The sequence below is a fragment of the Brevundimonas sp. GW821-FHT09G01 genome (assembly GCF_059416065.1).
In genome coordinates, this window is the sequence record NZ_JBWKOL010000010.1 from 1 (window position 1) to 23,415 (window position 23,415).

The window sequence follows — 23,415 nt, forward strand, 5'->3', positions numbered from 1 at the left end:
GTGTTGGTCGCGTTGACCGGGCTGACGAAGGAGGCGAACTCCATGTTCGACATCAGGTAGCGGTAGGTCAGGTCCAGGTGGGCCCGATCACCGATCGCCCAGGCCACGCCGGCGATGGCTTGCGCCGCCAGCTTGGTCGAGGTGTCGTCCGCGCCGAAGCTGGTGGTGCGGAAGCCGCCGAACGAACCGATGAACTCGGTGTTGACGATGTTCACGCCGGCGCCCAGGCCGATGAACGGACGGAAGGCCCACGACTCGTCGCCGAAGTCGTAGATCACGTTGGCCATGATCGTGGTCGACTTGATCTCACCGCTCGGATCGGCGCAGGGGCCGGTCGCCGGGGTCAGATTGCAGACGCCGGTCAGCGGCGAGGCCGAGTTGGCGTTCGTGACCGAACCGAAGTCGCCACCGTCACGGTAGCCGCCTTCGAGTTCCACACGCCAGTTCTCGTTGAACCGGTAGCCCAGACGGGCGAAGGCCGCCCAGCTGTCTTCAACTTCGAAGTTGAATTGCGGACCGGCGTTTTGCGACACCAGTTCCAGGTCGTCGATGGTGTGGTACCCGGCGTCGATCGCCCCGTACCAGCCGTTCGGCTCAGCCGCGGCGACACCGGCCGACAGGGCGAGGGCCCCGGCGGCGCTCGACGCCAGAATGAAAGTCTTAACGCGCATTGGTGGATGCCCTCCGCAGCCAGGATGAATTCAGTGCGGTGCAAAAAGGAGCGCCGCTAAGCTTTCATAACAGCCCCATCCGCCAAGGTCGAGACAGTGCGTGACAGAACAATGTTCAGCGTGACCGACAAGTTACAGGGCTGAATGATCTTTCCGCCGGGGGAGGTTGCGAACGATGAACGACACGACAACCGAACCATCCGCCAGCGGATAATCAGGCCGCGCAGGCGGGATATCTCAGCCGCCGCCGGTGCGGCCGGTGGCTTTTCCCGTGCCCTCGCACACCGGACAGGTCTCGCCCGACGCCGTGGCGCCCGCCCCCTGGCACTCCGGACACAGGGTCGCATCCGGGTGCTGCAGCGAGGCCGGATCGACCGGACTGGTCGGCGTCAGGTCGCGATCATCGATCTCATGCTCGTTCATAAAGAGCGGAACGGCCCGCGCCGGGTCCGGTTTCATGATGACAGGCCGCGGGCTTGGCTTTAGGGAGCCGCTCACGATGGACGAGACCGAACGGCAATCCGAGGAACGCGGCTGGGCCACAGCGAAGACGCTGGCGGAGGCCCTGCCCTATATCCAGGTCTATGACCGCGAGACCGTAGTCATAAAGTACGGCGGCCACGCCATGGGCGAAACCGCCGTGGCCAAGCAGTTCGCCGCCGACGTGGTCCTGCTCAAGCTGATGGGCGTGAACCCGGTGGTGGTGCACGGCGGCGGTCCGCAGATCAGCGCCATGCTGGACAAGGCCGGGGTGAAGTCGAACTTCGTCGACGGCCTGCGCGTCACCGACGCCGACACCATGGCGGTGGCCGAAATGGTCCTGTCCGGCGCGGTGAACAAGGAAATCGCCCACTGGATCACCATGGCGGGCAAGGAGGCCGACGTGCGCGGCATCGGCCTGTCGGGCAAGGACGCCGGCCTGCTGACCGTCAAGAAGACCTCCCGCAAGAAGCGCGACCCGGACAGCATGATCGAGCACGAGGTCGACCTCGGCTTCGTCGGCGACCCGACCAAGGTCGACGCCAAGCTGATCCGGGGCCTGATCGCCTCGGAAACGGACGACTGGGTGCCCGTCATCGCCCCCATCGGCGTCGCCGAGGACGGCCAGACCTATAATGTGAACGCCGACACCATCGCCGGCGCCATCGCCGGCGAGCTGAAGGCCAAGCGCATGCTGCTGCTGACCGACGTGCCCGGGGTGAGGGGCGCGGACGGTGACATCATCCGCCAGATGACCGTGGGCGAGGCCTCGCGCCTGATCGAGGAAGGCGTCGCCACCGGCGGCATGATCCCCAAGCTGCAGACCGCCATGGCCGCCGTGCGCGCCGGGGTCGAGGCCGTGGTCATCCTGGACGGCCGCCGCCCCCACGCCATGCTGGTCGAGCTGTTCACCGAATACGGCGCCGGCACCCTGGTGAAAGCCGGGTGACCCAAGCCGCGGAGGCCCTGACCGCGGTTCCGAACGCCGACGACTGGTCGGGCGTCGGGAGCTGGATCTTCGACATGGACGACACCCTGTATCCGAAGGAACAGGGGGTGATGGCCCTGGTGCAGGCGCGCATCAACGCCTTCATCATCGACGCCGTCGGCCTGCCCAAGGACGAGGCGCTGGTCCTTCAGAAGTCGTTCCTGCATGAGTACGGCACCAGCCTGGCCGGGCTGATGGCCAACTACGCCGTCGATCCCGAGCATTTCCTGCGCGACGTCCACGACGTGCCGCTGGACTCGCTGGAGCCCAATCCCGCGCTGGCCGACATGCTGGACCGGCTGCCCGGACGGAAATTCGTCTTCACCAACGGCGCCCGCTTCCATGCGGACCGGGTGCTGGCGCGGATCGGGATCACCGACCGCTTCGACGGCGTCTTCGCCATCGAGGACATGGACCTGGTGCCCAAGCCCGCGCCCGCGACCTTCCGCCGGCTGTTGGACGCGTTCGACATCGACCCGGCCTCGGCGGTCTTCTTCGAGGACACGCCGCAGAACCTGGCGCCGGGCAAGGCGCTGGGCATGCGCACGGTCCTGATCGGCGACGGCCACGGCCGCCCGCTGGGTCCGCACATCGACCATATCGCGCCCGATCTGCTGAACTTCCTGACCGACCTGTTCCCCGAGGAGACACGCCCGTGACCGACCGCGCCCAACTGGAAGCCGTCATCGAGGCCGCCTGGGACGACCGGGCCAATGTCTCCACCGCCACCCACGGCGAAGTCCGCCACGCCGTTGAACAGGCCCTGGCCCTGCTGGACTCGGGCGAGGCCCGCGTCGCCTCGCGCGGCGAGGACGGCGTCTGGACGACCCATCAGTGGCTGAAGAAGGCGGTGCTGCTGTCCTTCCGGCTGAATCCGAACGTCCGCATGGGCGCGCCGATCGGGGCGACCATGGGCGTCAGCGACCCGACGCCGGGGCCGTACTGGGACAAGGTGCCGGTCAAATGGGCCCACTGGACCGAGGCGCATTTCGACAAGGCCGGCTTCCGCGCCGTCCCGGGCGCCGTGGCCCGCCAAGGCGCCTATATCGCCAGGAACGTGGTCCTGATGCCGTCGTTCGTGAACATCGGCGCCTATGTGGACGAAGGCTCGATGGTCGACGCCTGGGCCACCGTCGGCTCCTGCGCCCAGATCGGCAAGAACGTGCACCTGTCCGGCGGCGCCGGCATCGGCGGCGTACTGGAGCCCCTGCAGGCCAATCCGACCATCATCGAGGACGGCTGTTTCATCGGCGCCCGCGCCGAGGTGGCCGAGGGCGTGATCGTGCGCGAGGGCGCCGTCCTGGCCATGGGCGTCTATCTGTCCGCCTCGACCAAGATCGTCGACCGGGCGACCGGCGAGGTCTTCCGCGGCGAAGTCCCGGCCTATTCGGTCGTGGTGCCGGGCAGCCTGCCCGATCCGAACGGCGGTCCCAGCCTGTACTGCGCCGTCATCGTCAAGCGCGTCGACGCCCAGACCCGGGCCAAGACCGGCGTGAATGAGCTGCTGCGCGACTGAAGACCGGATTCGCCAGCCGCGTGGAAGCGCGGCTATAGTGTGGAAATGTCAGCGAAACCCACGTCCGGCGGCGTACAGAACGACCCGCTGCTGGATGAGGCGGCGGCGATCGCGCGCATAGACGCCGTGCCGTCCATCCTCGAGGTCTGCTGCCGTATCACGGGCATGGGCTATGCGGCCGTGGCCCGGGTCACCGAGGATCGCTGGATCGCCTGCGCCGTGCGCGACGAGATCGGCTTCGGCCTGGGCGTGGGCGGCGAGCTGCCCGTGAAGACCACCCTGTGCGACGAGGTCCGCGACAGCCGCGAGGTGATCGTCTTCGACCACGCGGCGGAAAACCCGCTGTACTCCGACCACCACACGCCCCGGACTTACGGCCTGCAAAGCTACATCTCCATGCCGATCATACGGTCGGACGGCAGCTTCTTCGGCACCCTGTGCGCCATCGATCCGAACCCGCACAACGCCTCCAAGCCGGAGACGGTGGAGACCTTCCGCCTGTTCGCCCAGCTGATCTCGGTGCAGATGGACGCCGAGGATCGGCTGGCCCGGTCCGAGGCCGCCCTGCTGGACGAGCGCGACGCCGCCGAACTGCGGGACCAGTTCATCGCCGTGCTGGGCCACGACCTGCGCAACCCGCTGGCCGCCGTCCAGGCGGGCGCGGCGCTGCTGCGCAAGACCCCGCTCAGCGATCAGGCCCTGGGCATCGTCGACCAGATGCAGGACAGCGGCCGGCGCATGAGCCGGCTGATCAACGACGTTCTGGACTTCGCCCGCGGCCGCCTGGGCGGCGGCCTGCCGGTGGCGCCGCGACGCCGGGTGCGGATGGAGCCGGTGCTGGAGCAGGTGATCGGCGAACTGCGCTCCGGCCATGCGGGCCGCGCGATCGTGACCGAGCTGGCGCTGGACCGGCCCGTGGCCTGCGACCCGGACCGTATCGGTCAGCTGCTGTCCAACCTGCTGGGCAACGCCCTGAGCCACGGCGATCCGTCGGGTCCGGTGTCCGTACAGGCGGGCATCGACGACGAGGACTTCGTCCTGTCCGTCGCCAACACCGGAGCGCCCATCCCCGACAGCGCGCGGGCCGAACTGTTCAAGCCGTTCAGCCGGCTGAAACCCGGCGAGGTGCGCGAGGGCCTGGGCCTGGGCCTCTACATCGCCTCGCAGATCGCGCTGGCGCACGGCGGCCGGATCGACGTGGCCTCGGACGAGACCGAGACCCGATTCACCTTCCGGATGCCGGCCTAGCCCTTCGACAGCCGGACCAGCTTGCCGTTCGCCTCGTCGGTGACGGCCCAGACGGCGCCGTCCGGGCCCACGGCCACGTCGCGGACACGCTCGCCCAGGTCGGTCAGCAGATACTCCTCGCCGACCACGCGGTTGTTCCGGAGCACCAGGCGCGAGATGCGCTTCTCCTTCAGACCCGCGACCAGCAGGTTGCCGCGCCAGCCGGGGAACATGGCGCCCTGGTAGAAGGCCATGCCGCCCGGCGCGATGACCGGGTCCCAGTAGTAGACCGGCTGTTCCAGCCCCTCGCGGGCGGTGACGCCCTCGTTGATCGCCCCGCCCGCATATTCGACGCCATAGGCGATGACCGGCCAGCCGTAGTTGACGCCCGCCCGGTCCAGGTTGATCTCGTCGCCGCCCCGGGTGCCGTGCTCGACCGTCCAGACGTCGCCGTTCGGGGCGATGGCGACGCCCTGCATGTTGCGGTGGCCCAGCGACCAGATTTCCGGCAGGGCGCCCGCGCGGCCCACGAAGGGATTGTCGGACGGCACGGTCCCGTCGGCGTTGATGCGGATGGTCTTGCCCATGTGCGAGCCCAGGTCCTGGGCCTGCGGCCGCATCGGCTTGTCCGAGCGCTCGCCCAGGGTGATGAACAGCTTGCCGTCCGGGGCGAAGGCCAGGGACGAGCCGAAATGCTTGTCGCCGTCATAGGTGGGCAGGGCGTGGAAGATGACCTGCACGTTCTCGACGCGGGCCCCGTCGTCCGACAGGCGGCCGCGCGCCACGGCGGTGGCGTTGCCGCCCTCGCGCGGTTCGGCGTAGCTCCAGTAAATCAATCGGTCCTGCCCGAAGGTCGGGCCGACGGCGACGTCCAGCAGACCGCCCTGCCCGCGCGCATCGACGGCGGGCAGGCCCGCGATGGGTTCGCCCACCTGGCCGTCGGCGGTGACGATGCGCAGGCGGCCGGGCTTCTCGGTCACCAGCCAGCGGCCGTCCGGCAGCAGGGCCAGCCCCCACGGGTGATCCAGTCCGGACGCGACCACGGCTTGGGTCAGCGCCGCCTCGGTGCGCACGCCGGGGGCGCGGGTCTGGCCGGGGAAGGCCGGCTGCTGGCTCGCCCCGTTCGCGGGGCGGGTCTCCAGCGGGCCGCCGGCCCCTCCATTATTCTGGGCGGCGGCGGGCTCGTCCTGGCCGTTGGCCCCGCAGGCGGCGGCGAGCGTGAGGGCGGAAACGGCGGCGGCGAGGGCGGGCAGGCGCATGGTCAGACTCCCGGAAAATCGATCGGCGGCGAAACGACGCCCCGACCGTTACCGTTCCCCGCTTCCGGCGTCACGGGGATGCGGCGCATCGCCCCGTTGGAAAGCCGCTTTCGAGGCGACTTGATCCCGCCCCCGCCTGTGTCTATAGGCACGCCTCTTCTCCGGCGGACAAACCAGTTCCCGCCGGGACTCGAGTGACGGTTCGTCAATTGGGGCTGGGTAGCTCAGCTGGTTAGAGCGGTGGATTCATAACCCACAGGTCGGCGGTTCGAGCCCGCCTCCAGCCACCATTTTTCCAATGCAATCTCTCGATCCAGCCATCCGAGCGCGGCTCCTTGCATGGGACAGGAACGAATCCAGGATCATGTTCACGAGACGTTCTAGGATTGGGATTGCTTGTGACACGGTGATGGCCACGCTATCGAGGATGATGTCAGGGACGCGCTGACGGAGGTTCGTGAGGTCGCCTCTGATCCAGCAAAACTGTTGGACGCGACCCGACGGGTGGGTGAAATGAGACTCCGCGGGCGCCATCCCTACCTTTCGATTCCAACCTTCGCGGCGGTGGAAGTTCCGTCGTTTATGGTGCTAACCGGCGTCAACGGCAGTGGCAAAAGCCAGTTCCTCCAAGCAATCAGCAGCGGCGCTATTGCGGTCGATCTGTTCCCCAACTTCGATGGAGATCAGGCCACCAGCCCAATGCACGACGTAGTGCGACTGGAGCATGGCTCGTCTGAGCCTTTGAAGTTCGAACCGGTAGAGCCAGGCTTCCTGCCAAATCGCACGATAAATAGTCAGCGAGTCGAGGTCACACGTTTCCACCACCTACATGACGAGGCGACTGCTCCAGCTTGGCAGAACCTCCTTCGGACACCTCACGTCGATGTTAGCAAGCTGATCGGCCCCAGAAGCTTGATGTGGTGCCGGGGAGCTGACGAGACAGTTCAACGGCTAGGCGTGACCGGAGAAGCCGAGACCGCAGTCCGGATGGCATTTCAGGATGCAGAAGCCAGGCTGATGATGATCCCAGACCCAAAAACTGCCACCGGTCAGTTTCGAGCCGCGGTGCGGGCCGCAGCAAGCATTTTGGAAAAGTCCGCCCTTCAGGTTACGCCTGAAGATCTTCGGGAGCGGGGCATCTGGGGCGAGCATTCAGCATATTCACCTGCAATTACCCAAGTCTTCTCGGCTTATCGCGACGCCAAGATCGATAATAATTTGAATCGGATCGCGTTCGAGGAAGGTGATGATTCTTCCACGTTTCTGAAACGCGACGAGTTTGATCGGAAATTCGGCCCTCCACCTTGGCTGGTATTGAACGATATACTCGCCTCTTTCGGTCTAAACTACGCGGTACAACCGCCGCCACACCACGGCCGGGCGAAGGTCGAGTTCCGCCTAGCGCGCAGGGACAATGGAGCAGAGGTCCAGCCAACCATGCTTTCGTCGGGAGAACGAGTTCTCCTGCGTTTCGCACTCTCACTGTTTCCGTTCGATCCTCTGAGAGTAACCGTGCGGAAGCCCAAGCTTCTCCTTCTGGATGAGATGGACGCGTCGCTTCATCCAGAAATGGTAAATCGTTGGCTTGGCGCGATCCAAGAAGGCTTGGTCGCGAAAGAAGGAGCGGCTTGCATCGTCGCGACCCACTCGCCCACCACGGTGGCGCTCGCGCCCGATGATAGTTTGTTCGAACTGAACTTCGGTGTCGGCGCACCACAGAAAGTCACAAAGCAGCTTGCTCTGAACCGCCTTACCGTCGGCGTACCAACACTGTCGGTAGACTTCTCGGGTCGCCGACAGGTGTTCGTAGAAAGCGATACCGACGCCGCCTGCTATGATGCACTCGTCGCGATCCTCAAGGGGCTTCTGGAGCTTCCTAGGGCTCTTAGCTTTATGCCAACCGGGGTACGCCGGCCCGACAGGACAGAAGCCGGAACAGGCTGCGCTGCTGTTCGGAGAGTTGTTTCGGAACTCTCCCGGTCGGGAAACAAGTCAGTTTACGGGTTGATTGACTGGGATGGTCAAAACGAACCTGACGATCACATCTTGGTACTCGGCCATGGCACACATCATTCGCTGGAAAATGCGCTGCTTCATCCACTATTGGTAGGCGCTCTGCTACTCCGCGACGGTGTCGATCTGCCAGGATACTGCGGCACCTTCTCAGCTCTTGGCAGCCTCACAAGCGACGAGCTGCAAACAATTGTGGATGCAGTTGAGCGCCCCCTTCCGAAGGTGAAGCCAGAGGACGCGTCAGTCCGCGAAGAAATGTGGGGCGGGATTGAAACACGCGTTCGCGCAAGCCTTCTTACCATGAATGGGCATGCCTTAGAGACCCACTTGGTTGAATCGCACAAACACTTGACCAAGTGGTCATCGGGCCGGGGAAAGCTAACGAAGGCGATCATTGATTTGGTGCTGCGGGACTTCCCACAATTTTGCCCAAAACCAATTTCGGAAGCGTTCGTCGCGATCGCGACTCAAGACGCCATCTAATTTCGGAGTAACCCGAAAAACTGTCTCGCTAGATCATCGTTCTAGCTACCCGCGAGTACCCTGCTCCCGAGTTACCGGCTTGGTGCGCTCCCCACCCGCCGCCGCAGCATATCCGCCCAGTGATCCGCGAGCACCAGCAGGGCGCGGCGGCGGTCGTCGTCGGGCTCGGCGACGGCGTCGGCGATCAGGGCGGCCATCTCGCGGCGGACTTCGGGGGCGGTCCGGAGATTGTTCATGCCGTTCAGACGCATGAGGCTGCCGCCAAGTTTCAGCCGGATGAAAATAAACTAACCGCGATACCGCAAAGCCTCAACGAGCAGGCTGAAGGCCGGGGTCGGCTGGCGGCGGCTGGGATAATAGAGGTGATACCCCGGGAAGGGTGGACGCCAGTCCTCCAGCACCGGGATCAGGCGGCCCTCGGCGATGGCGGGGGCGGCGACGTCGGCCATCAGGAAGGCCAGGCCCATGCCCGCCTCGGCCGCCTTCTGGACCAGGACCATGTCGTTGAAGATCAGCGGGCCGTCGACGCGGACGTTGAGCTGGCGGCCGTCCTTCTCGAACTCCCAGGCGTAGAGGCCGCCGCGGGTCGGCAGGCGCAGGTTGATGCAGGCGTGGTCGTTGAGGTCGTGCGGCGTTACAGGTTTCGGATGCGCGGCGAACCATGAGGGGGCGCCGCAGACCACCATGTTGACGTCCGGGCCGATGGGGACGGCGACCATGTCGCGGGCCACCTGTTCGCCCAGGCGGACCCCGGCGTCGAAGCGGCGCTCGACGATGTCGGCGTAGCCCAGCTCGGTCGTGATCTCGACCTTCACGTCCGGATACAGGGGCATGAAGCGCTTCAGGGCTGGCCACAGGATGCTGTGCGCCGCGTGTTCGCCGGTGTTGATGCGGATGGTGCCCGCCGGTTTGTCGCGCAGCTCGCCCAGGGCCTCGATGCGGGTTTCGATGTCGGCGAAGGCGGGGCGCAGGGTCTGCAGCAGACGGTCGCCCGCCTCGGTCGGCGACACGCTGCGGGTGGTGCGCGTCAGCAGGCGCAGGCCCAGCCGGGTCTCCAGCCGGCGGACGGTGTGGCTGAGCGCGGACTGGGACGTGCCCAGCCGGGAGGCCGCCTTGGTGAAGCTGCGCTCCTCGGCCACGGCCATGAAGGCGGCCAGGTCGCCCAGTTCGTCCCGCTTCATTGATGAACTCCGTTCATAGGTTCATGCCGATCATAGCGTCTACTCGCCGCCGCCCGCGCGGCCTATCTTGCCGTCATCGACGGAGACGGCGCGCCGCCGGCTCCGTGTCCGCTGCTGAGAGATCGCCCCATGAAGACCATCGGTTACGCCGCCCAGTCCACGACCTCGCCGCTGGCTCCGTGGGCGTTCGACCGCCGCGAGCTGCGCGGCAACGACGTCCAGATGGAGATCCAGTACTGCGGCGTCTGCCACTCCGACCTGCACCAGGCGCGCAACGACTGGGGCTGGTCGTCCTATCCGGTCGTGCCGGGCCACGAGATCGTCGGCGTCGTCACCGCCGTCGGGCCTGACGTGAAGAAATTCAAGGAAGGCGACCGCGTCGCCGTCGGCTGCATGGTCGACAGCTGCCAGCACTGCGACCAGTGCGACAAGGGCGAAGAGCAGCTCTGCCGCCACGGCAACACCCAGACCTACAACGGCAAGGACCGGATCACGGGCGAGCCGACCTACGGCGGCTACTCCAAGGCCCTGGTGGTGCGCGAGGAGTTCGTGCTGCGGATGCCGGAAGGCCTCGATCCGGCCGCGGCCGCGCCCCTGCTGTGCGCCGGCATCACCACCTGGTCGCCGCTGAAGACCTGGGGCGTCAAGGAAGGCAGCCGCGTCGGCGTCATCGGCCTGGGCGGCCTCGGCCACATGGCGGTCAAGCTGGCCGTGGGCCTGGGCGCCCATGTCGTCGTGCTCAGCCGCTCGGCCGACAAGGAAGCCGACGCCAAGGAACTGGGGGCGCACGAACTGCTGGTGTCGAGCGACGCCAAGGCGATGAGGGCGGCGGCGAACAGCCTGGACCTGATCATCGACACCGTGCCGGTCAAGCACGACCTCAACCCCTATATGCCGCTGCTCGACATCGACGGGACCCTGGTCATCGTCGGCCAGCTGGGTCCGATGGAGGAGATGTCGACCCTGCCGCTGCTGCTGGCGCGCCGCCGGGTCTCCGGCTCGCCCATAGGCGGCATCCGCGAGACGCAGGAGATGCTCGATTTCTGCGCCGAGAAGAACATCCTGCCCGACGTCGAGATGATCCGAATGGACGAGATCAACCACGCCTTCGACCGAATGGAGAAGTCCGACGTCCGCTACCGCTTCGTCATCGACATGGCGTCGCTGGACGCTCCGGCCGCCTGATAGCCGCATCGGCAACCGGTCGGGGCGGCGCGGCGTTAACCGCTCAGGTTCAACGCTGGAGGACACATCCCATGCGCATCCGTATCGCCGCCCTGACCGCCATCGCCGCCCTGTCGCTGGGCGCTGCGGCCTGCACCCAGGCGGAACAGGACGACGCCCAGGCCGACGCCAACGAAGCCGCCGCCGATACCGGCCAGGCGGCGCAGGAAGCCGGATCGGCGCTCAAGGAAGAAGCCGCGCAGGTCGGCTCGGCCATCTCGGCCGGGGCGCAGGAAGCGGCTCAGGAAGTGGACGAGGCCACCGACAAGCTGGCTGAGAAGGCGGACGACCAGAAGGCCGAGACGGCCCGCGACACCCGCGGCAACTAACGCCTCAGGCCGGCTCCGCCAGCAGGGCGTCGATCAACGCCTTGGCTTCGGGGCTGGCCCAGTCGGCCTCGCCCGAGAAGTAGGCCCGGATCTTCCCCTGGCGATCCAGCAGGACGGTCTGGGGCATCTTGCCCTTGCCCGGCAGTTCGAAGGGCAGCTGGAATTTCGGATCGCTGTACATCGGCAGGGGCTCGTGCACGTCGATGAAGCTCCTGGCGTCGGCGATGGCGTCCGGCGTGGCGTCGACGTTGATCGGCAGGACGACCACGTCCTTGCCGACGTAGCTTTCGGCCAGCCGGGCCAGGGTCGGCATCTCGGTGCGGCAGGGCGCGCACCACATGGCCCACAGGTTCACCACCACGACCTTGCCGCGGAAGTCGGACAGGCGCGTATCGGCGCCCTCACGGGTCTTGAACACATAGACCGGAGCGTCTTCGAGCGCCGCCGGGGTCTCCAGCCGGGCGATGGAGCCCGTCGCGAAACGGGCCAGTTCGCTTTTCGCGGCGGGTTCGGGCGTTGCGGCTTTGTCGATCAGGCCGGGTTTGGCGTATAGCAGCGCCGCGCCGCCGATCACGCCGATCAGCAGCACGCCCGCAATCGCGCCGATTATCGCCTTCGAGATCTTCATGCCCGACCAGACGCCCTCCGATCCCGCGACCAAAGCCCCTCAGGGCGCGAAAGGTCAAGACATGTGGGGCGGCCGCTTCTCGGCGAAACCCGCCGAAATCATGCAGGCGATCAACGTCTCCATCGGCGTGGACCAGCGTTTGTGGGCCCAGGACCTGGCCGGGTCGCGCGCACATTGCCGCATGCTGGCGGCGCAGGGAATCATTCAGCAGGCGGACGCCGACGCCATCCAGGGCGGGCTGGACGCCATCGAGGACGAGATCCGCGAGGGCAGCTTCCCGTTCCGCGACCAGTTCGAGGACATCCACATGAATGTGGAGGCCCGGCTGGCCGAGCTGATCGGCGAACCCTCGGGCCGGCTGCACACCGCGCGCAGCCGCAACGACCAGGTGGCGACGGACTTCCGCCTGTGGGTGCGCGACGCCTGCGACCGGCAGGTGGTGCAGCTGAAGGGCCTGCAGAAGGCCCTACTGGCCCGGGCCGAACAGCACGCCGGCGACCTGATGCCGGGCTTCACCCATCTGCAGACGGCTCAGCCGGTGACCCTGGGCCATCACCTGATGGCCTATGTCGAGATGTTCGGGCGGGACGCCTGGCGCTTCGCCGACGCCCGCGCGCGCATGAACGAGAACCCGCTGGGCGCCGCGGCCCTGGCGGGGTCGCCCTTCCCCATCGACCGGCACATGACCGCCTCGGCGCTGGGCTTCGACCGGCCCATGGCCAATTCGCTGGACGCCGTGTCGGACCGCGACTTCGCGCTGGAAAGCCTGGCCGCCGCCTCGATCACCGCCGGACACCTGTCGCGGCTGGCCGAGGAGATCGTGATCTGGATGACGCCGATGTTCGGTTTCGCCAGCCTGCCCGACGACCTGACCACCGGCTCGTCGATCATGCCGCAGAAGCGCAATCCGGACGCCGCCGAACTGGTGCGCGCCAAGACGGGGCGGATCATCGGCTCGTTCGTGGCCCTGTCGACGGTGATGAAGGGCCTGCCGCTGGCCTATTCGAAGGATATGCAGGAGGACAAGCCGCCTGTGTTCGAGGCCTTCGACGCCCTGGACCTGGCGCTGGGCGCCATGACGGCCATGGTCGCGGCCCTGATTCCGAACACGGAGCGGATGGCCGCGGCGGCCGGCGCCGGCTTCTCGACCGCGACCGACCTGGCCGACTGGCTGGTGCGCGAGCTGAACCTGCCGTTCCGCCAGGCGCACCACGTCACCGGTGCGGCGGTGAAGCGGGCCGAGACCCTGGGCGTGGGCCTGTCGCAACTGCCGCTGGAAGAATTGCAGAAGCTGCATCCCGGCGTGACGGAAGGGGTGTACAAGGTGCTCTCGCCTGAGGCCTCCTGCGCCAGCCGCCAAAGCTTCGGGGGAACCGCGCCGGATCAGGTCCGGACGCGGGTCGCCGAATGGAAGATGCGTCTCTAGGGGATTTCATGAAAAAGCTGGTTCTCGCGGGCGTCGCCGCCCTGATCGCGGTCTCCGCCTCGGCCTGCGGCCGCATGGCCGATCTGGACGCCCCGCCCGCCAAGAAGACCGAGCGTAGCGAACGCAGCGGCCGCGCGCCCGGCCTGCCGGAGCCCGCCACGGTCAACCGCCCGAACCGCGAGTTGCCGATCGACGGCGGTCCCGGCTCGACCCCCTTCGACGGCGCCGGCAACAGCCCGCGCTGATCCTCCCCGGATAGCGAATTGAACCATTTCGACCTGATCGACGGCGCGTTGCACGCCGAAGGCGCGCCCCTGTCCGAGATCGCCGAAGCCGTCGGCACCCCGGTCTATGTCTATTCGACCGCCACCCTGACCCGGCACTACAATCTGCTGCGCCAGGCGGTGGACGCGCATCGCGATGCGCTGGGCGGTTTCAGCAAGGATGGGGCCCTGATCGCCTTCGCGGTGAAGGCCAATTCCAACCTGTCGGTGCTGGCGACGCTGGCGAAGCTGGGTTGCGGCGCCGACACGGTGTCGGAGGGCGAGATCCGCCGCGCGCTGGCGGCGGGCATTCCGGCGGACCGGATCATCTTCTCGGGCGTGGGCAAGACCGACGCCGAACTGGCCTTCGCCATCGAGACCGGCGTACGCCAGATCAATGTCGAGAGCGGCGCCGAGCTGGACCGGCTGATCGCAGTCGCGGCGGCGAAGGACGCCGCGCCCGCCATCGCCGTGCGGGTCAATCCGAACATCGGCGCGGGCGGCCACGCCAAGATCACCACCGGCGGGGCGACGGACAAGTTCGGCGTGCCGGTCGAGGAGGCCATCGCCCTCTATGTCCGCGCCACCGCCTCGGCCCATGTGACGCCGGTCGGCCTGGCCTGCCATATCGGCAGCCAGATCACCGACCTGGCCCCGATGGAGGCGGCCTTCCGCACCATCCGCGGCGTGGTGGAGACGCTGCGCGCCAAGGGCTGCGCCGTCACGCGGCTGGACCTCGGCGGCGGGCTGGGCGTGCCCTATCACGGTCAGACGGACCTGCCGTCCATCGCCGACTATGCGGCCATGTGCGCCCGCGTGCTGGACGGGCTGGAGGTCGAGGCGGCCTTCGAGCCCGGCCGCCTGCTGGCCGCCAACGCGGGCGTGCTGGTCAGCCGGGTGATCCAGGTCAATGAGCGCGCGGATGGGCGCCGTTTCCTGGTGCTGGACGCCGGGATGAACGACCTGATGCGGCCCGCATTGTACGACGCCTTCCACGATCTGGTGCCGGTCCAGCCGCGCCAGGGCGAGGCGGGGCTTTATGACCTCGTGGGACCGATCTGCGAGTCGACGGACATCTTCGCACGCGACCGGATGCTGGCGCCGCTGCAGGCGGGGGACCTGGTCGCCTTCCTCAGCGCCGGCGCCTACGGGGCGGTGCTGTCGAGCGAGTACAACTCGCGGCCGCTGGTGGCGGAGGCGCTGGTGGACGGCGAGCGCTGGGCAGTCGTAAGGCCGCGTCCGAGCTACGACGAAATGTGGGCGCGCGAGCCGAAGGCGGAATGGCTTTGAAGAGGGCAGTAGGCAGGTAGGCATAGGCAGTAGGGATTTCGAGCCCAGACCTGATACCCCGGCCCTACCGCCTATCTGCCTACTGCCTACCTGCCTTCAGTCCAGCGCGCACACGTCCGGCAGGCCGCGCAGTGCGCCCGCATTGTCCAGCCCATACCCGACCAGGAACCGGTTCGGAGCGTCCCAGCCTACGAAGTCGGGCTCGGGGGCGCGGGGCAGAGGCCAGGGCTTCTTGGCGAAGACGACGGTAAGGACTTCCGATGCCCCCTTCGCCTTCGCGATGCGAACCGCCTCGGCCAGAGACAGGCCCGTATCGAAGACGTCGTCGACGATGAGGACCCGGCGGCCCTCGATGGAGCGCTGGAAGTCGGCGTAGACGTCGATCTTGCCTCGGCTGGACTGCTCGTCGCCGTAGGAGGCCAGCCACAGGGCGTCGAAGCGGACGTTGCGGCCGATGCGCGACAGGGCGCGGGTCAGGTCGGCGGCGAACCACAGCCCGCCGGTCAGCAGGACGGCGGCGACGGTCTCGTCGTCGATGACGGGGGCGATCTGCGTGGCGAGGTCGGCGACGATGCGCTGCACCTCCGCCTCGGGGAGCAGCACGGTGGGCGTCGTCGGTGTGGTGTCAGCCATGCCCCGCCGATACCGCCCTCGGGGCGTGCGAGTCGAGAGGGGGCGCACCGTCTTCCATAGCCAGCGGCACGGCGTCGACCGGGCGCATGTCCAGCGGGACGGTCGCCCCGGGCGTCAGGGCCGGACGCAGGCCGACATCGGCGGAGACCGGAATCGTGTGCGCCGCCGGACCGTGCGCGGACGCGGGCGCGGCGGGAGGGGGCGGCCGGAGAGGCGGATGGGCGGGCGCGGGCGCCGCCTCCACATGGGCCGGGGCGGCCCTGGGCGCGGGCTCCAGCACGAAGTCGACGTCGATGCCCTGGCCACGCGCGCCCGGGTCGGGGATGACGGCGGCGAAGCCCTGCACCTTGCCGGGCAGAACCGGCGCGGCGTCGATATCGACGATGGCGTAGCCGATCTCCGCGCCGTGGGCGTCCAGCAGGGCGACGCGGACCGGCGGGGCGATCCGCTCGTTGTCCCGCACGTTCCGCAGGGCGCCGGAGACCAGGACCTTGCCCGGATCATTGGGCAGGGGGCGGGCCGTGACGGCTTCGAAGTCCAGCCCGGTGGGGTTCACGGTCAGGCCGACGGCGGCGTAGGCCGCCGCCGTGCGCGGAGCCATCTCGACCACATCGACCCGGAACAGCCAGGCGGCGCCCAGCAGAGCGGCGAAGCCGGAGGCCACGCCCGCCCAGACCACCCCGTGGGTGGCGGCGCGGCGCAGGCGGCGCTGCTGCTCGGCGCGGGCGCGGAAGGCCTTGGGCAGTTCGGGGGCCGGGGTCTCGGCCAGTGATTCGGTGGTGGAGTCGTCGTGGCGGGCGAAGCTGGACGGCTCCTCAGGCATGGCCGCGGACAGTTCCAGGGGCTCGTCCAGGGTGGCGCGCCAGGTGTGTTTGCAGGTCTTGCAGCGCACGGTGCGGCCGTTCGCCCCGATCGCATCGTCCGGGGTGAAATAGCTGGTGGCGCAGGACGGGCAGGTCAGTATCATGTGCGCCGACTGCGAGGCTCTTCGCCCCCTCCCGTCGCGGCCCAGCCGCGTCCCGATCCAGAATTCGATGTCCGTCCAGCCCCGTCGCGCCGCCGATGCCGCCTCGTCGCCCGCCACCGTCCGCCTTCGCGGGGTGGGTTTCGGCTACGTGGAGACGCCCGGCGTGCTGCGGGACGTTAACCTGACTTTGCCTGCCGGCTCTTTCCACTTCCTTACCGGGCCGTCGGGCGCGGGAAAGACGACGCTGTTGAAGCTGCTGACGCTGGCCGAACAGCCACAGTCCGGGTCGCTGGAGCTGTTCGGCGAGGAGGCGGGGACGGCGCGGCGCGCGGACCTGCCCGCCTTCCGTCGCCGGATGGGCGTGATCTTCCAGGACTTCCGTCTGCTGGACCACCTCAGCGCCTGGGAGAATGTGGCCCTGCCGCTGCGGCTGGCGGGGGCGAAGACCGCCGACTACGCCGACAATGTCCACGAGATGCTGGAATGGGTCGGGCTGGGCGAGAAGCTGGACGCGCGGCCCCCGGCCCTGTCGGGCGGGGAGAAGCAGCGCCTGGCCATCGCCCGCGCCGTGGTGACGGGGCCGGAGCTGATCGTGGCCGACGAGCCGACCGGCAATGTCGACGCCGTCATGGCCGGGCGGCTGCTGAAGCTGTTCCAGTCCATGAACCGGCTGGGGACCACCGTCCTGATCGCCAGCCATGACGCCGATCTGGCCGCGCGGTCCGGGGCGACGTTGTTGACGCTGGACGGCGGCCGGCTGACCGGAGGCGCCGCATGATCGACCGCTGGTTCCCCCAACGCACGCCAATCCTGCCCCGCGACACGGGCGGAGAGCCCTGGCTGGCCGCGGTGATCGCCGTGCTGTGCTTCCTGGCCTGCCTGTCCGCCGTGGGGGCCCTGGCCGCGGATCGGGCGGCGCACGGCTGGGCCCGGGCTCTGCGGGCCGAGGCGACGGTGCAGGTGCGCCCGCGCGTGGGCGAGACCGGCGACGCCGCCGCCGCCCGCGCCGCCGAGACCCTGGCCGGGGTCACGGGCGTCGAGGAGGCCGAGGCCATGGACCGCAAGACCGCGGAGGCCCTGCTGCGGCCCTGGATCGGCGACGCCGTCCTGCCCGACCTGCCCCTGCCCTATCTGGTCACCGTCCGGCTGGACCGCGACGCTCCGGCCAGCGCTGTCAGCCTGAGCCGCGCCCTGGCCCAGGCGGGGGTGGACGCCACGGTCGACGATCACAGCCTGTGGCGCGGCGAGGCGGAGCGGTCGGCGGGCCTGATCACCGTGCTGGCGGCCCTGGCCTTCCTGCTGACGGCGGGCGCGGCGGGCGCGGCGGTCGCCTATGCGACCCGCGCCGGGATGGCGGCTCAGGCGGCGGTGATCGAGACCCTGAGCCTGAACGGCGCCTCGGACGAACGCATCGCGGGCCTGTACCAGCGCCGCTACGGTCTGCTGGCGGCGGGCGCAGGCGCGGCGGGGGCGCTGGCGGCCATGGGAGCGGCCTCTGCCCTGCGATTGCTGGGCGGCAGCGAGGGCTTGTCGCCCGCCCTGCCGGTGGCCTGGACCGACGTGCTCATCCTCTCGCCATGTCCCCTGTTGGCGGCTACGGTGGCGCTTGTCGCGGCGCGCTTCACCGCGCTGGCGCGACTGCGGCTCCGCGGGTAGGCTAAGGGCATGAAGTTTCTGACTTTCATCGCCATTCTGGCGTTGATCTGGCTGATCGGCCTGTTCGTGTTCGCCGAACGCGTGCGCGGCTATACGCCCGCGCCCGAGCCCGAGCGCGCCGACGCCATCGTGGCCCTGACCGGCCCGTCGGCCGAACGGGTCAACGCCGCCATTCGCCTGCTGGAGCAGGACAAGGGCCGCCGGGTCCTGATCTCGGGCGTCAACCGCGAGGTCCGCCGCCAGGAACTGCGCGCCCTGACCCCGGGTTCGAACCGCCTGTTCAACTGCTGCGTCGATCTGGGCTTCGAGGCGGAGGACACCGTCGGCAACGCCCAGGAGATCGCCGCCTGGGCCGACGCCAAGGGCTATGACAGCCTGATCGTGGTGACCTCGGACTACCACATGGCCCGCGCCCTGACCGAGATCCGCGCCGCCGCCCCGGGGGTCCAGTTGACCGCCTATGCGGTCGAGACGCCGTCGCTCGACAATTCGCGCTGGTGGCGGGCGGCCGTGACCGCCCGGCGCATGACGCTGGAATACGTGAAATACCTCGCCGCCCTGGGCCGCGTCGCCGTGGGCAAGATCACCGGCGAAGGCCGTCCGGCCGACGACGCATCGACCGAGGCCGCGCCGCAAGAAAAGGCCGCCTGATCGTGACCACCCTGCGTTCGCTCGTCTTCGTCGCTTGGCTGTACCTCTCGATGGCCCTGTTCGCCGTCGGCCTGTCGCCGATGCTTCTGCTGCCCTACCGCCCGGCCATGTGGGTGATCCGGGGGTGGTCGAAATTCGTCCTGTTCGGCCTGCGCTGGATCGCCGGGGTGAAGGTGGAGTTCCACGGACTGGAGCACCGCCCGGCCGGCGCCGCCCTGCTGGCCGGCAAGCACCAGAGCATGCTCGACGTCATCGCCCCGTTCGCGGTCCTGCCGGACAACTGCTTCATCATGAAGAAGGAGCTGATGCCCCTGCCCTTCTTCGGCTGGTTCGCCTGGAAGACGAAGATGATCGCCGTCGACCGTTCGGCCCACGCCAAGGCGCTGAAGGACATGGTCAAACAGGCCCGCGCCCGCTTCGCCGAGGGCCGCCAGATCCTGATCTTCCCGGAGGGCACCCGCGCCGAGGTCGGCGCCGCTCCCGACTACAAGCCCGGCATCGCGGCCCTGTACCGCGACCTGGATGCGCCCTGCACCCCCATCGCCACCAACTCCGGCGTCCACTGGCCCGCCCATGGCTTCCGCCGCTATCCGGGCGTGGTGATCTACGAGTTCCTGCCCGTCATCCCCGCCGGCCTGAAGCGGGCCGAGTTCATGGCGCAGCTGGAAGAGCAGATCGAGACGGCCTCCAACGCCCTGTTGCCCGAAGATCGTCCTGCCCGGCTCACCGCCTGACGGTCTGCCCCACTGCCGGCTACTGTGACCGGCAACGGCGGACCCAGCCCGACTCCGCAGCGGCGCGGACCTGTCAGGCCATGCCGTTGAAGGCGAGGTGAGTGAAGCGCCGGGCGCCGACATCGAACTCGACCCCAAAGAAGGCGGGGCCGCCGTCGCAGATTCTCACGACCTCGTCAGGCGACGATTCGACCCCGGATCCGGTGGGGAAGAAGCTGCCGTAGACGAAACGGCGGCCGTCCCGGACCAGGCCCACGTACTGCCGGCTCCACCCCTCCGGAGGCTTTCGGTGGCCGAACGCTCCGGTCTCGCTGCGGCCGGCCAGTGCTTCGGGCAAGGCGGCCTCCAGCGCCGCGATGTCCGACCAATCGGGGACCCACGTACCCTCGCCTGGCTCGGGCGCCTCACGAGAGCACTGCACGAGCATCTGCTTCGCCGCGCTGCCGGGTAGGATGGCGGCGTCACCTTGCACCTGGACCGCTGTCGGCGCGCAGGCAGTGAGCAGAAGGGCGGCGATCACGGACAGTCTGGTCATGGCCTCAACCTATTAGCGCAGGCTCTCCCACGCCAGCGCATGCACCCTGTCCCGCCCTAGCGCCGCGACCATCGGCGGCTCCCTGAACAGCCCCGCCACCGCCACATCCCTGACATCCAGACCGCCGGTGAAGGCGCCGAAGGCGGGCATGACCAGCCTTTGCCCATCAGTGACGAAGCAGGGGCGGCGCACGCCCCGGCCATAGGCGGCGACGCGGGCGGCGGGGTGGAGGTGGCCGGCGATCTCGCCCGGCTGTTCGCCCGGCTGGGGCTCGTGGATCAGGCGGAGGGCGCCGAGGTCCATGGTCGTCACGACCCGGCCCGGCAGGGCGTCCAGCGCGCCCGCCAGCGCCACCAGATCGTGGTTGCCCTCCAGCCAGATCCAGTCGCGCCCGACGGCCAGCCGGACCAGTCGGTCGCGATCATCCGTAGACAGACGATTGACCGCCTTGGCGTCGTGGAAGCTGTCGCCCAGCAGGACGACGCGGGCCGGATCCAGGGCCTCAATCTCGGACTCCAGCTTGGCCAGGGTGGCGGGGCTGTCGTAGGGCGGCAGCATCTGGCCGCGCACCGCGAAGGCCGAGCCCTTCTCCAGGTGCAGGTCGGAGGCGATCAGGGTGCGATGCTCGACCACCCACAACGCGCCCGAGCAGCGCAGCAGGCAGGCCTCGCCGGCGATGCGCACCTTCAGCCCGCCGCAGGGGTGGCGGAAGGGGGACAGGGTTTCGCGCAGGGCGGCGTTCACGCCACGCCCTCCGGCGCGGTGGCCATGACCTCGGCGATCAGGGTCTCCTCGGCGAAATCGAGCCCGCGTTCGGACAGGATGATCTCGGCCGCGCCGCCGCCGACCCGCTCGCGCCCGATCTGGACCAGCACGGGGATGCAGAAGGGCGACGGACGATCCAGCCGCTGGTGCGCGATATGGCCGTGGATGCGGCTCAGGAGCTGGCCCAACCGGGCCACGTCCAGCAGGCCCGAGGCGGCGTCGGCCCGGGCGGTGCGCAGCAGCAGATGGTCGGGCTGGTGGCGGCGCAGCACGTCGTAGATCAGGTCGGTCGAGAAGGTCACCTGCCGCCCGGTCTTCTCGGCCCCCGGCTGGCGCCGCTCGATCAGGCCCGAGATGAGGGCGCAGTTGCGGAAGCTGCGCTTCATCATGAAGCTTTCCTCCAGCCAGGCCTCCAGGTCGTCGCCCAGCATGTCGGGCTCGAACAGGGCGTCGAAATCGAGCGCGTCCATCGGCCGGATCGACCAGACGGCCAGCGAATAGTCGGTGACCACGAAGCCCAGCGGCCCCACGTCCAGCCGGTCCAGCCGCTTGGTCAGCAGCATGGCCAGGGTCGTGTGCGCCAGCCGTCCCTCGAACGGATAGGCGATCAGGAAATGGCGGTTGCCGCGCGGGAAGGTCTCGATCAGCAGTTCGCCCGCCTTGGGAATGCGCGAATGGACCGCCTGCAGCTCCAGCCATTCCTGCACGTCCGGCGGCAGGACGCGCCAGTGGTCGCGGTCCTGCACCATGTCGCGCACCCGCTCGGCCAGGGAGGTGCCCAGCGGGAATTTGGAGCCGCCGTAGGACGGGATTTTCGGGTCCTTGTCGACGGCGGAGGTGACCAGGGCGTCCGTCCCGGCGATGCCCTGGAAGGCCCAGACCTGACCGGCGAAGACGAAGGTGTCGCCGGGCGACATCTGCTCGAAATACCACTCCTCGGCCTCGCCGATCTTGCGGCCGCCCATCAGCTGCCGGCCCCGCCGGCTGGCGACGCGGATGTTCAGGTTGGCGGCAGAGACGATGGCCCCGACGTTCATGCGGTGGTTCTGGGCCAGCGCGGCGTTGCGCACCGTCCACTTCCCCTCGTGGGTGCGGACGATGCGGGCGAACCGGTCATAGGTGCGCAGCGCGTATCCGCCGGTGGCGACCAGATCGACCACCTCCTCGAACTGCGCATAGGTCAGGCCGCGATAGGGGCCGCAGGCGGAAACCTCCGCATACAGATCATCCATGACAAAGGGTTCTGAACAGGCGCAGCCCATGATGTGCTGGGCCAGGGTGTCGAGGGTGCCGGTATGCACCGGCTCCCAGTCGAAGGCGTTCTCGGCCACCGCCTCGCGCGCGGCCTGGCATTCCAGCATCTCGAACCGGCTGGCGGGGACCATCAGGGCGCGGCTGGGCTCGTCCAGCCGGTGGTTGGCCCGGCCGATGCGCTGCACCAGCCGGCTGGCCCCCTTGGGCGCGGCCAGCTGGATGACCAGGTCCACGTCGCCCCAGTCGATGCCCAGGTCCAGCGTCGAGGTGCAGACCACCGCCCTCAGGTCGCCCCGCGCCATGGCCGCCTCGACCTTGCGCCTCTGTTCCGCCGCCAGCGAGCCGTGGTGCAGGGCGATGGGCAGGCTGTCCTCATTGATGGCCCACAACTGCTGGAACACGAACTCGGCCTGCCAGCGGGTGTTGACGAAGATCAGGGTCATCCCCGCCCGTCGCAGGGCGTCATAGACCTCGGGCATCGCATGGAGGCCCGTGTGCCCGGCCCACGGCACATGCCCCTCGGAGATCAGCACGTCGATCACCGGCGGCGCGCCGGGATCGCCGCGGACGATGGTCACGGGGGCTTCGGAGGAGGGTTTGAGCCAGCCCGCGATCATCTCCGGATCGTCCACCGTCGCCGACAGGGCCACCCGCCGCATCTCCGGCGCGAACTTCTGCAGCCGGCCCAGCCCCAGCGACAGCAGGTCGCCGCGCTTGCCGCTCCAGATCGCGTGCACCTCGTCGAGCACCACGCATTTCAGGTCGGCGAAATAGCTGCGCGCGCCGTCCCAGGCGCAGAACAGGGCCAGCTGCTCGGGCGTGGTCAGCAGGATGTCGGGCGGGAAGTCGCGCTGGCGCTGGCGCTTGCTCTGCTTGGTGTCGCCGGTGCGGCTCTCGACGTGGATGTTCAGCCCGATCTCGCGGATCGGCGTCATCAGGTTGCGCTCGACATCCGTGGTCAGGGCCTTCAGCGGCGACAGGTAGAGGGTGTGCACCCCGCTGCCCGGCCCGGTCGCCGGCTTGGGTCCCCGCTCCGCCAGCTCGATCAGGGAAGGCAGGAAGCCCGCCAGCGTCTTGCCGCCGCCGGTCGGCGCGACCAGCAGGGCGTGCGACCCGGCCTGCGCCGCCGCGATCATCTCCAGCTGATGCCGACGCGGCGCCCAGCCGCGCGACGCGAACCAGTCGGCGAAAAGCGGCGGAAGCGTTGCGGGAACGGCGGCGGACGTCACGAAGGGGATATAG

At 68.7% G+C, this 23,415-nt stretch carries 25 protein-coding genes and 1 tRNA gene; 15 read left to right on the plus strand and 11 right to left on the minus strand.

Features of this window, described 5'->3' with window-relative positions; genetic code table 11:
- Positions 1–671 (minus strand): outer membrane protein (locus AC07NB_RS15740; protein WP_494572178.1); only part of this gene is annotated, 671 nt, incomplete at its 3' end.
- A 237-nt stretch (positions 672–908) separates the two neighbouring features.
- Positions 909–1,130: a hypothetical protein gene (locus tag AC07NB_RS15745; protein ID WP_492311685.1), complete on the minus strand. Its 222-nt coding sequence runs from the start codon at positions 1,128–1,130 to the stop codon at positions 909–911.
- Between the two features lie 40 nt (positions 1,131–1,170).
- Between AC07NB_RS15745 and argB the strand changes: the two genes are divergently transcribed.
- The 4 genes from argB to AC07NB_RS15765 are packed head-to-tail and all read left to right on the plus strand — an operon-like array spanning position 1,171 to position 4,903.
- Complete coding sequence (gene argB, locus AC07NB_RS15750; protein WP_291836848.1) at positions 1,171–2,100, plus strand: acetylglutamate kinase; 930 nt, start codon at positions 1,171–1,173, stop codon at positions 2,098–2,100.
- Positions 2,097–2,798, plus strand: coding sequence for a pyrimidine 5'-nucleotidase (locus tag AC07NB_RS15755; RefSeq protein WP_291836850.1), 702 nt, complete (start codon positions 2,097–2,099; stop codon positions 2,796–2,798). The genes argB and AC07NB_RS15755 overlap by 4 nt, the downstream gene beginning before the upstream one ends.
- On the plus strand, positions 2,795–3,655 hold the full coding sequence (dapD, locus tag AC07NB_RS15760) for a 2,3,4,5-tetrahydropyridine-2,6-dicarboxylate N-succinyltransferase (RefSeq protein ID WP_494572179.1): 861 nt from the start codon (positions 2,795–2,797) through the stop codon (positions 3,653–3,655). The genes AC07NB_RS15755 and dapD overlap by 4 nt, the downstream gene beginning before the upstream one ends.
- A gap of 45 nt (positions 3,656–3,700) precedes the next feature.
- A complete protein-coding gene (locus tag AC07NB_RS15765; RefSeq protein WP_494572180.1) occupies positions 3,701–4,903 on the plus strand; it encodes a GAF domain-containing sensor histidine kinase in 1,203 nt (400 codons plus the stop codon).
- On the opposite strand, the gene AC07NB_RS15770 is transcribed toward AC07NB_RS15765, so the two are convergent.
- The gene (locus tag AC07NB_RS15770; protein WP_494572181.1) at positions 4,900–6,141 is read right to left on the minus strand and encodes a PQQ-dependent sugar dehydrogenase; all 1,242 of its coding nucleotides are present in this window, start codon (positions 6,139–6,141) and stop codon (positions 4,900–4,902) included. The genes AC07NB_RS15765 and AC07NB_RS15770 overlap by 4 nt on opposite strands.
- Positions 6,142–6,354: 213 nt before the next feature.
- Here AC07NB_RS15770 and AC07NB_RS15775 point away from each other — a divergent pair.
- Together AC07NB_RS15775 and AC07NB_RS15780 are read left to right on the plus strand one after the other, a co-directional pair.
- A tRNA-Met gene (locus AC07NB_RS15775) sits at positions 6,355–6,431 on the plus strand.
- 223 nt (positions 6,432–6,654) lie between these two features.
- Complete coding sequence (locus AC07NB_RS15780; protein WP_494572182.1) at positions 6,655–8,637, plus strand: AAA family ATPase; 1,983 nt, start codon at positions 6,655–6,657, stop codon at positions 8,635–8,637.
- A gap of 71 nt (positions 8,638–8,708) precedes the next feature.
- Here the strand turns inward: AC07NB_RS15780 and AC07NB_RS15785 are convergent, their stop codons facing one another.
- Entirely contained in the window at positions 8,709–8,888 is a 180-nt protein-coding gene (locus tag AC07NB_RS15785; protein WP_494572183.1) for a hypothetical protein, read from the minus strand.
- Between the two features lie 36 nt (positions 8,889–8,924).
- Positions 8,925–9,818 carry a LysR family transcriptional regulator gene (locus tag AC07NB_RS15790; RefSeq protein ID WP_494572184.1) on the minus strand — a complete coding sequence of 298 codons (894 nt, stop codon included), beginning with the start codon at positions 9,816–9,818 and terminating at the stop codon, positions 8,925–8,927.
- Positions 9,819–9,947: 129 nt separating this feature from the next.
- Between AC07NB_RS15790 and AC07NB_RS15795 the strand changes: the two genes are divergently transcribed.
- Positions 9,948–11,003: an NAD(P)-dependent alcohol dehydrogenase gene (locus AC07NB_RS15795; RefSeq protein ID WP_494572185.1), complete on the plus strand. Its 1,056-nt coding sequence runs from the start codon at positions 9,948–9,950 to the stop codon at positions 11,001–11,003.
- A 71-nt stretch (positions 11,004–11,074) separates the two neighbouring features.
- Entirely contained in the window at positions 11,075–11,371 is a 297-nt protein-coding gene (locus tag AC07NB_RS15800) for a hypothetical protein (RefSeq protein WP_494572186.1), read from the plus strand.
- A 4-nt stretch (positions 11,372–11,375) separates the two neighbouring features.
- Here AC07NB_RS15800 and AC07NB_RS15805 read toward each other — a convergent pair whose 3' ends face one another.
- The gene (locus AC07NB_RS15805; protein WP_291836868.1) at positions 11,376–11,999 is read right to left on the minus strand and encodes a TlpA family protein disulfide reductase; all 624 of its coding nucleotides are present in this window, start codon (positions 11,997–11,999) and stop codon (positions 11,376–11,378) included.
- On the opposite strand from AC07NB_RS15805, the gene argH reads away from it, so the two are divergent.
- The 3 genes from argH to lysA are packed head-to-tail and all read left to right on the plus strand — an operon-like array spanning position 11,998 to position 14,978.
- Positions 11,998–13,425, plus strand: coding sequence for an argininosuccinate lyase (argH, locus tag AC07NB_RS15810; protein WP_494572187.1), 1,428 nt, complete (start codon positions 11,998–12,000; stop codon positions 13,423–13,425). The genes AC07NB_RS15805 and argH overlap by 2 nt on opposite strands.
- An 8-nt stretch (positions 13,426–13,433) precedes the next feature.
- Positions 13,434–13,670 carry a hypothetical protein gene (locus AC07NB_RS15815; RefSeq protein ID WP_291835186.1) on the plus strand — a complete coding sequence of 79 codons (237 nt, stop codon included), beginning with the start codon at positions 13,434–13,436 and terminating at the stop codon, positions 13,668–13,670.
- A gap of 18 nt (positions 13,671–13,688) precedes the next feature.
- Positions 13,689–14,978, plus strand: a complete 1,290-nt coding sequence (gene lysA, locus AC07NB_RS15820; protein ID WP_494572188.1) for a diaminopimelate decarboxylase — start codon at positions 13,689–13,691, stop codon at positions 14,976–14,978.
- Positions 14,979–15,074: 96 nt separating this feature from the next.
- On the opposite strand, the gene AC07NB_RS15825 is transcribed toward lysA, so the two are convergent.
- Entirely contained in the window at positions 15,075–15,611 is a 537-nt protein-coding gene (locus AC07NB_RS15825) for a phosphoribosyltransferase (RefSeq protein ID WP_494572189.1), read from the minus strand.
- Positions 15,604–16,578 (minus strand): MJ0042-type zinc finger domain-containing protein, encoded by a 975-nt coding sequence (locus tag AC07NB_RS15830; RefSeq protein WP_494572190.1) that lies wholly within the window; start codon positions 16,576–16,578, stop codon positions 15,604–15,606. The genes AC07NB_RS15825 and AC07NB_RS15830 overlap by 8 nt, the downstream gene beginning before the upstream one ends.
- A gap of 67 nt (positions 16,579–16,645) precedes the next feature.
- On the opposite strand from AC07NB_RS15830, the gene AC07NB_RS15835 reads away from it, so the two are divergent.
- The 4 genes from AC07NB_RS15835 to AC07NB_RS15850 are packed head-to-tail and all read left to right on the plus strand — an operon-like array spanning position 16,646 to position 19,619.
- A complete protein-coding gene (locus AC07NB_RS15835) occupies positions 16,646–17,356 on the plus strand; it encodes a cell division ATP-binding protein FtsE (protein ID WP_494572191.1) in 711 nt (236 codons plus the stop codon).
- On the plus strand, positions 17,353–18,234 hold the full coding sequence (locus AC07NB_RS15840) for a cell division protein FtsX (protein ID WP_494572192.1): 882 nt from the start codon (positions 17,353–17,355) through the stop codon (positions 18,232–18,234). The genes AC07NB_RS15835 and AC07NB_RS15840 overlap by 4 nt, the downstream gene beginning before the upstream one ends.
- A 9-nt stretch (positions 18,235–18,243) precedes the next feature.
- Entirely contained in the window at positions 18,244–18,885 is a 642-nt protein-coding gene (locus tag AC07NB_RS15845; RefSeq protein WP_494572193.1) for a YdcF family protein, read from the plus strand.
- Between the two features lie 2 nt (positions 18,886–18,887).
- On the plus strand, positions 18,888–19,619 hold the full coding sequence (locus AC07NB_RS15850; protein ID WP_494572194.1) for a lysophospholipid acyltransferase family protein: 732 nt from the start codon (positions 18,888–18,890) through the stop codon (positions 19,617–19,619).
- A 73-nt stretch (positions 19,620–19,692) separates the two neighbouring features.
- On the opposite strand, the gene AC07NB_RS15855 is transcribed toward AC07NB_RS15850, so the two are convergent.
- Genes AC07NB_RS15855 through AC07NB_RS15865 form a run of 3 tightly spaced genes read right to left on the minus strand, consistent with a single transcriptional unit; the run spans position 19,693 to position 23,402 of the window.
- A complete protein-coding gene (locus AC07NB_RS15855) occupies positions 19,693–20,154 on the minus strand; it encodes a hypothetical protein (protein ID WP_494572195.1) in 462 nt (153 codons plus the stop codon).
- Positions 20,155–20,166: 12 nt separating this feature from the next.
- On the minus strand, positions 20,167–20,898 hold the full coding sequence (gene pdeM / locus AC07NB_RS15860; protein ID WP_494572196.1) for a ligase-associated DNA damage response endonuclease PdeM: 732 nt from the start codon (positions 20,896–20,898) through the stop codon (positions 20,167–20,169).
- Entirely contained in the window at positions 20,895–23,402 is a 2,508-nt protein-coding gene (locus tag AC07NB_RS15865) for a ligase-associated DNA damage response DEXH box helicase (protein WP_494572197.1), read from the minus strand. The genes pdeM and AC07NB_RS15865 overlap by 4 nt, the downstream gene beginning before the upstream one ends.
- Positions 23,403–23,415: the final 13 nt, after the last annotated feature.

Bases quoted from the DNA above. Each gene is read 5' to 3' on its own strand.
- AC07NB_RS15745 (WP_492311685.1), bottom strand. From the start codon at position 1,130: ATGAAACCGGACCCGGCGCGGGCCGTTCCGCTCTTTATGAACGAGCAT.
- argB (WP_291836848.1), top strand. From the start codon at position 1,171: ATGGACGAGACCGAACGGCAATCCGAGGAACGCGGCTGGGCCACAGCG.
- AC07NB_RS15765 (WP_494572180.1), top strand. From the start codon at position 3,701: ATGTCAGCGAAACCCACGTCCGGCGGCGTACAGAACGACCCGCTGCTG.
- AC07NB_RS15770 (WP_494572181.1), bottom strand. From the start codon at position 6,141: ATGCGCCTGCCCGCCCTCGCCGCCGCCGTTTCCGCCCTCACGCTCGCC.
- AC07NB_RS15780 (WP_494572182.1), top strand. From the start codon at position 6,655: ATGAGACTCCGCGGGCGCCATCCCTACCTTTCGATTCCAACCTTCGCG.
- AC07NB_RS15785 (WP_494572183.1), bottom strand. From the start codon at position 8,888: ATGCGTCTGAACGGCATGAACAATCTCCGGACCGCCCCCGAAGTCCGC.
- AC07NB_RS15790 (WP_494572184.1), bottom strand. From the start codon at position 9,818: ATGAAGCGGGACGAACTGGGCGACCTGGCCGCCTTCATGGCCGTGGCC.
- AC07NB_RS15795 (WP_494572185.1), top strand. From the start codon at position 9,948: ATGAAGACCATCGGTTACGCCGCCCAGTCCACGACCTCGCCGCTGGCT.
- AC07NB_RS15800 (WP_494572186.1), top strand. From the start codon at position 11,075: ATGCGCATCCGTATCGCCGCCCTGACCGCCATCGCCGCCCTGTCGCTG.
- argH (WP_494572187.1), top strand. From the start codon at position 11,998: ATGCCCGACCAGACGCCCTCCGATCCCGCGACCAAAGCCCCTCAGGGC.
- AC07NB_RS15805 (WP_291836868.1), bottom strand. From the start codon at position 11,999: ATGAAGATCTCGAAGGCGATAATCGGCGCGATTGCGGGCGTGCTGCTG.
- AC07NB_RS15815 (WP_291835186.1), top strand. From the start codon at position 13,434: ATGAAAAAGCTGGTTCTCGCGGGCGTCGCCGCCCTGATCGCGGTCTCC.
- AC07NB_RS15825 (WP_494572189.1), bottom strand. From the start codon at position 15,611: ATGGCTGACACCACACCGACGACGCCCACCGTGCTGCTCCCCGAGGCG.
- AC07NB_RS15830 (WP_494572190.1), bottom strand. From the start codon at position 16,578: ATGATACTGACCTGCCCGTCCTGCGCCACCAGCTATTTCACCCCGGAC.
- AC07NB_RS15835 (WP_494572191.1), top strand. From the start codon at position 16,646: ATGTCCGTCCAGCCCCGTCGCGCCGCCGATGCCGCCTCGTCGCCCGCC.
- AC07NB_RS15840 (WP_494572192.1), top strand. From the start codon at position 17,353: ATGATCGACCGCTGGTTCCCCCAACGCACGCCAATCCTGCCCCGCGAC.
- AC07NB_RS15845 (WP_494572193.1), top strand. From the start codon at position 18,244: ATGAAGTTTCTGACTTTCATCGCCATTCTGGCGTTGATCTGGCTGATC.
- AC07NB_RS15855 (WP_494572195.1), bottom strand. From the start codon at position 20,154: ATGACCAGACTGTCCGTGATCGCCGCCCTTCTGCTCACTGCCTGCGCG.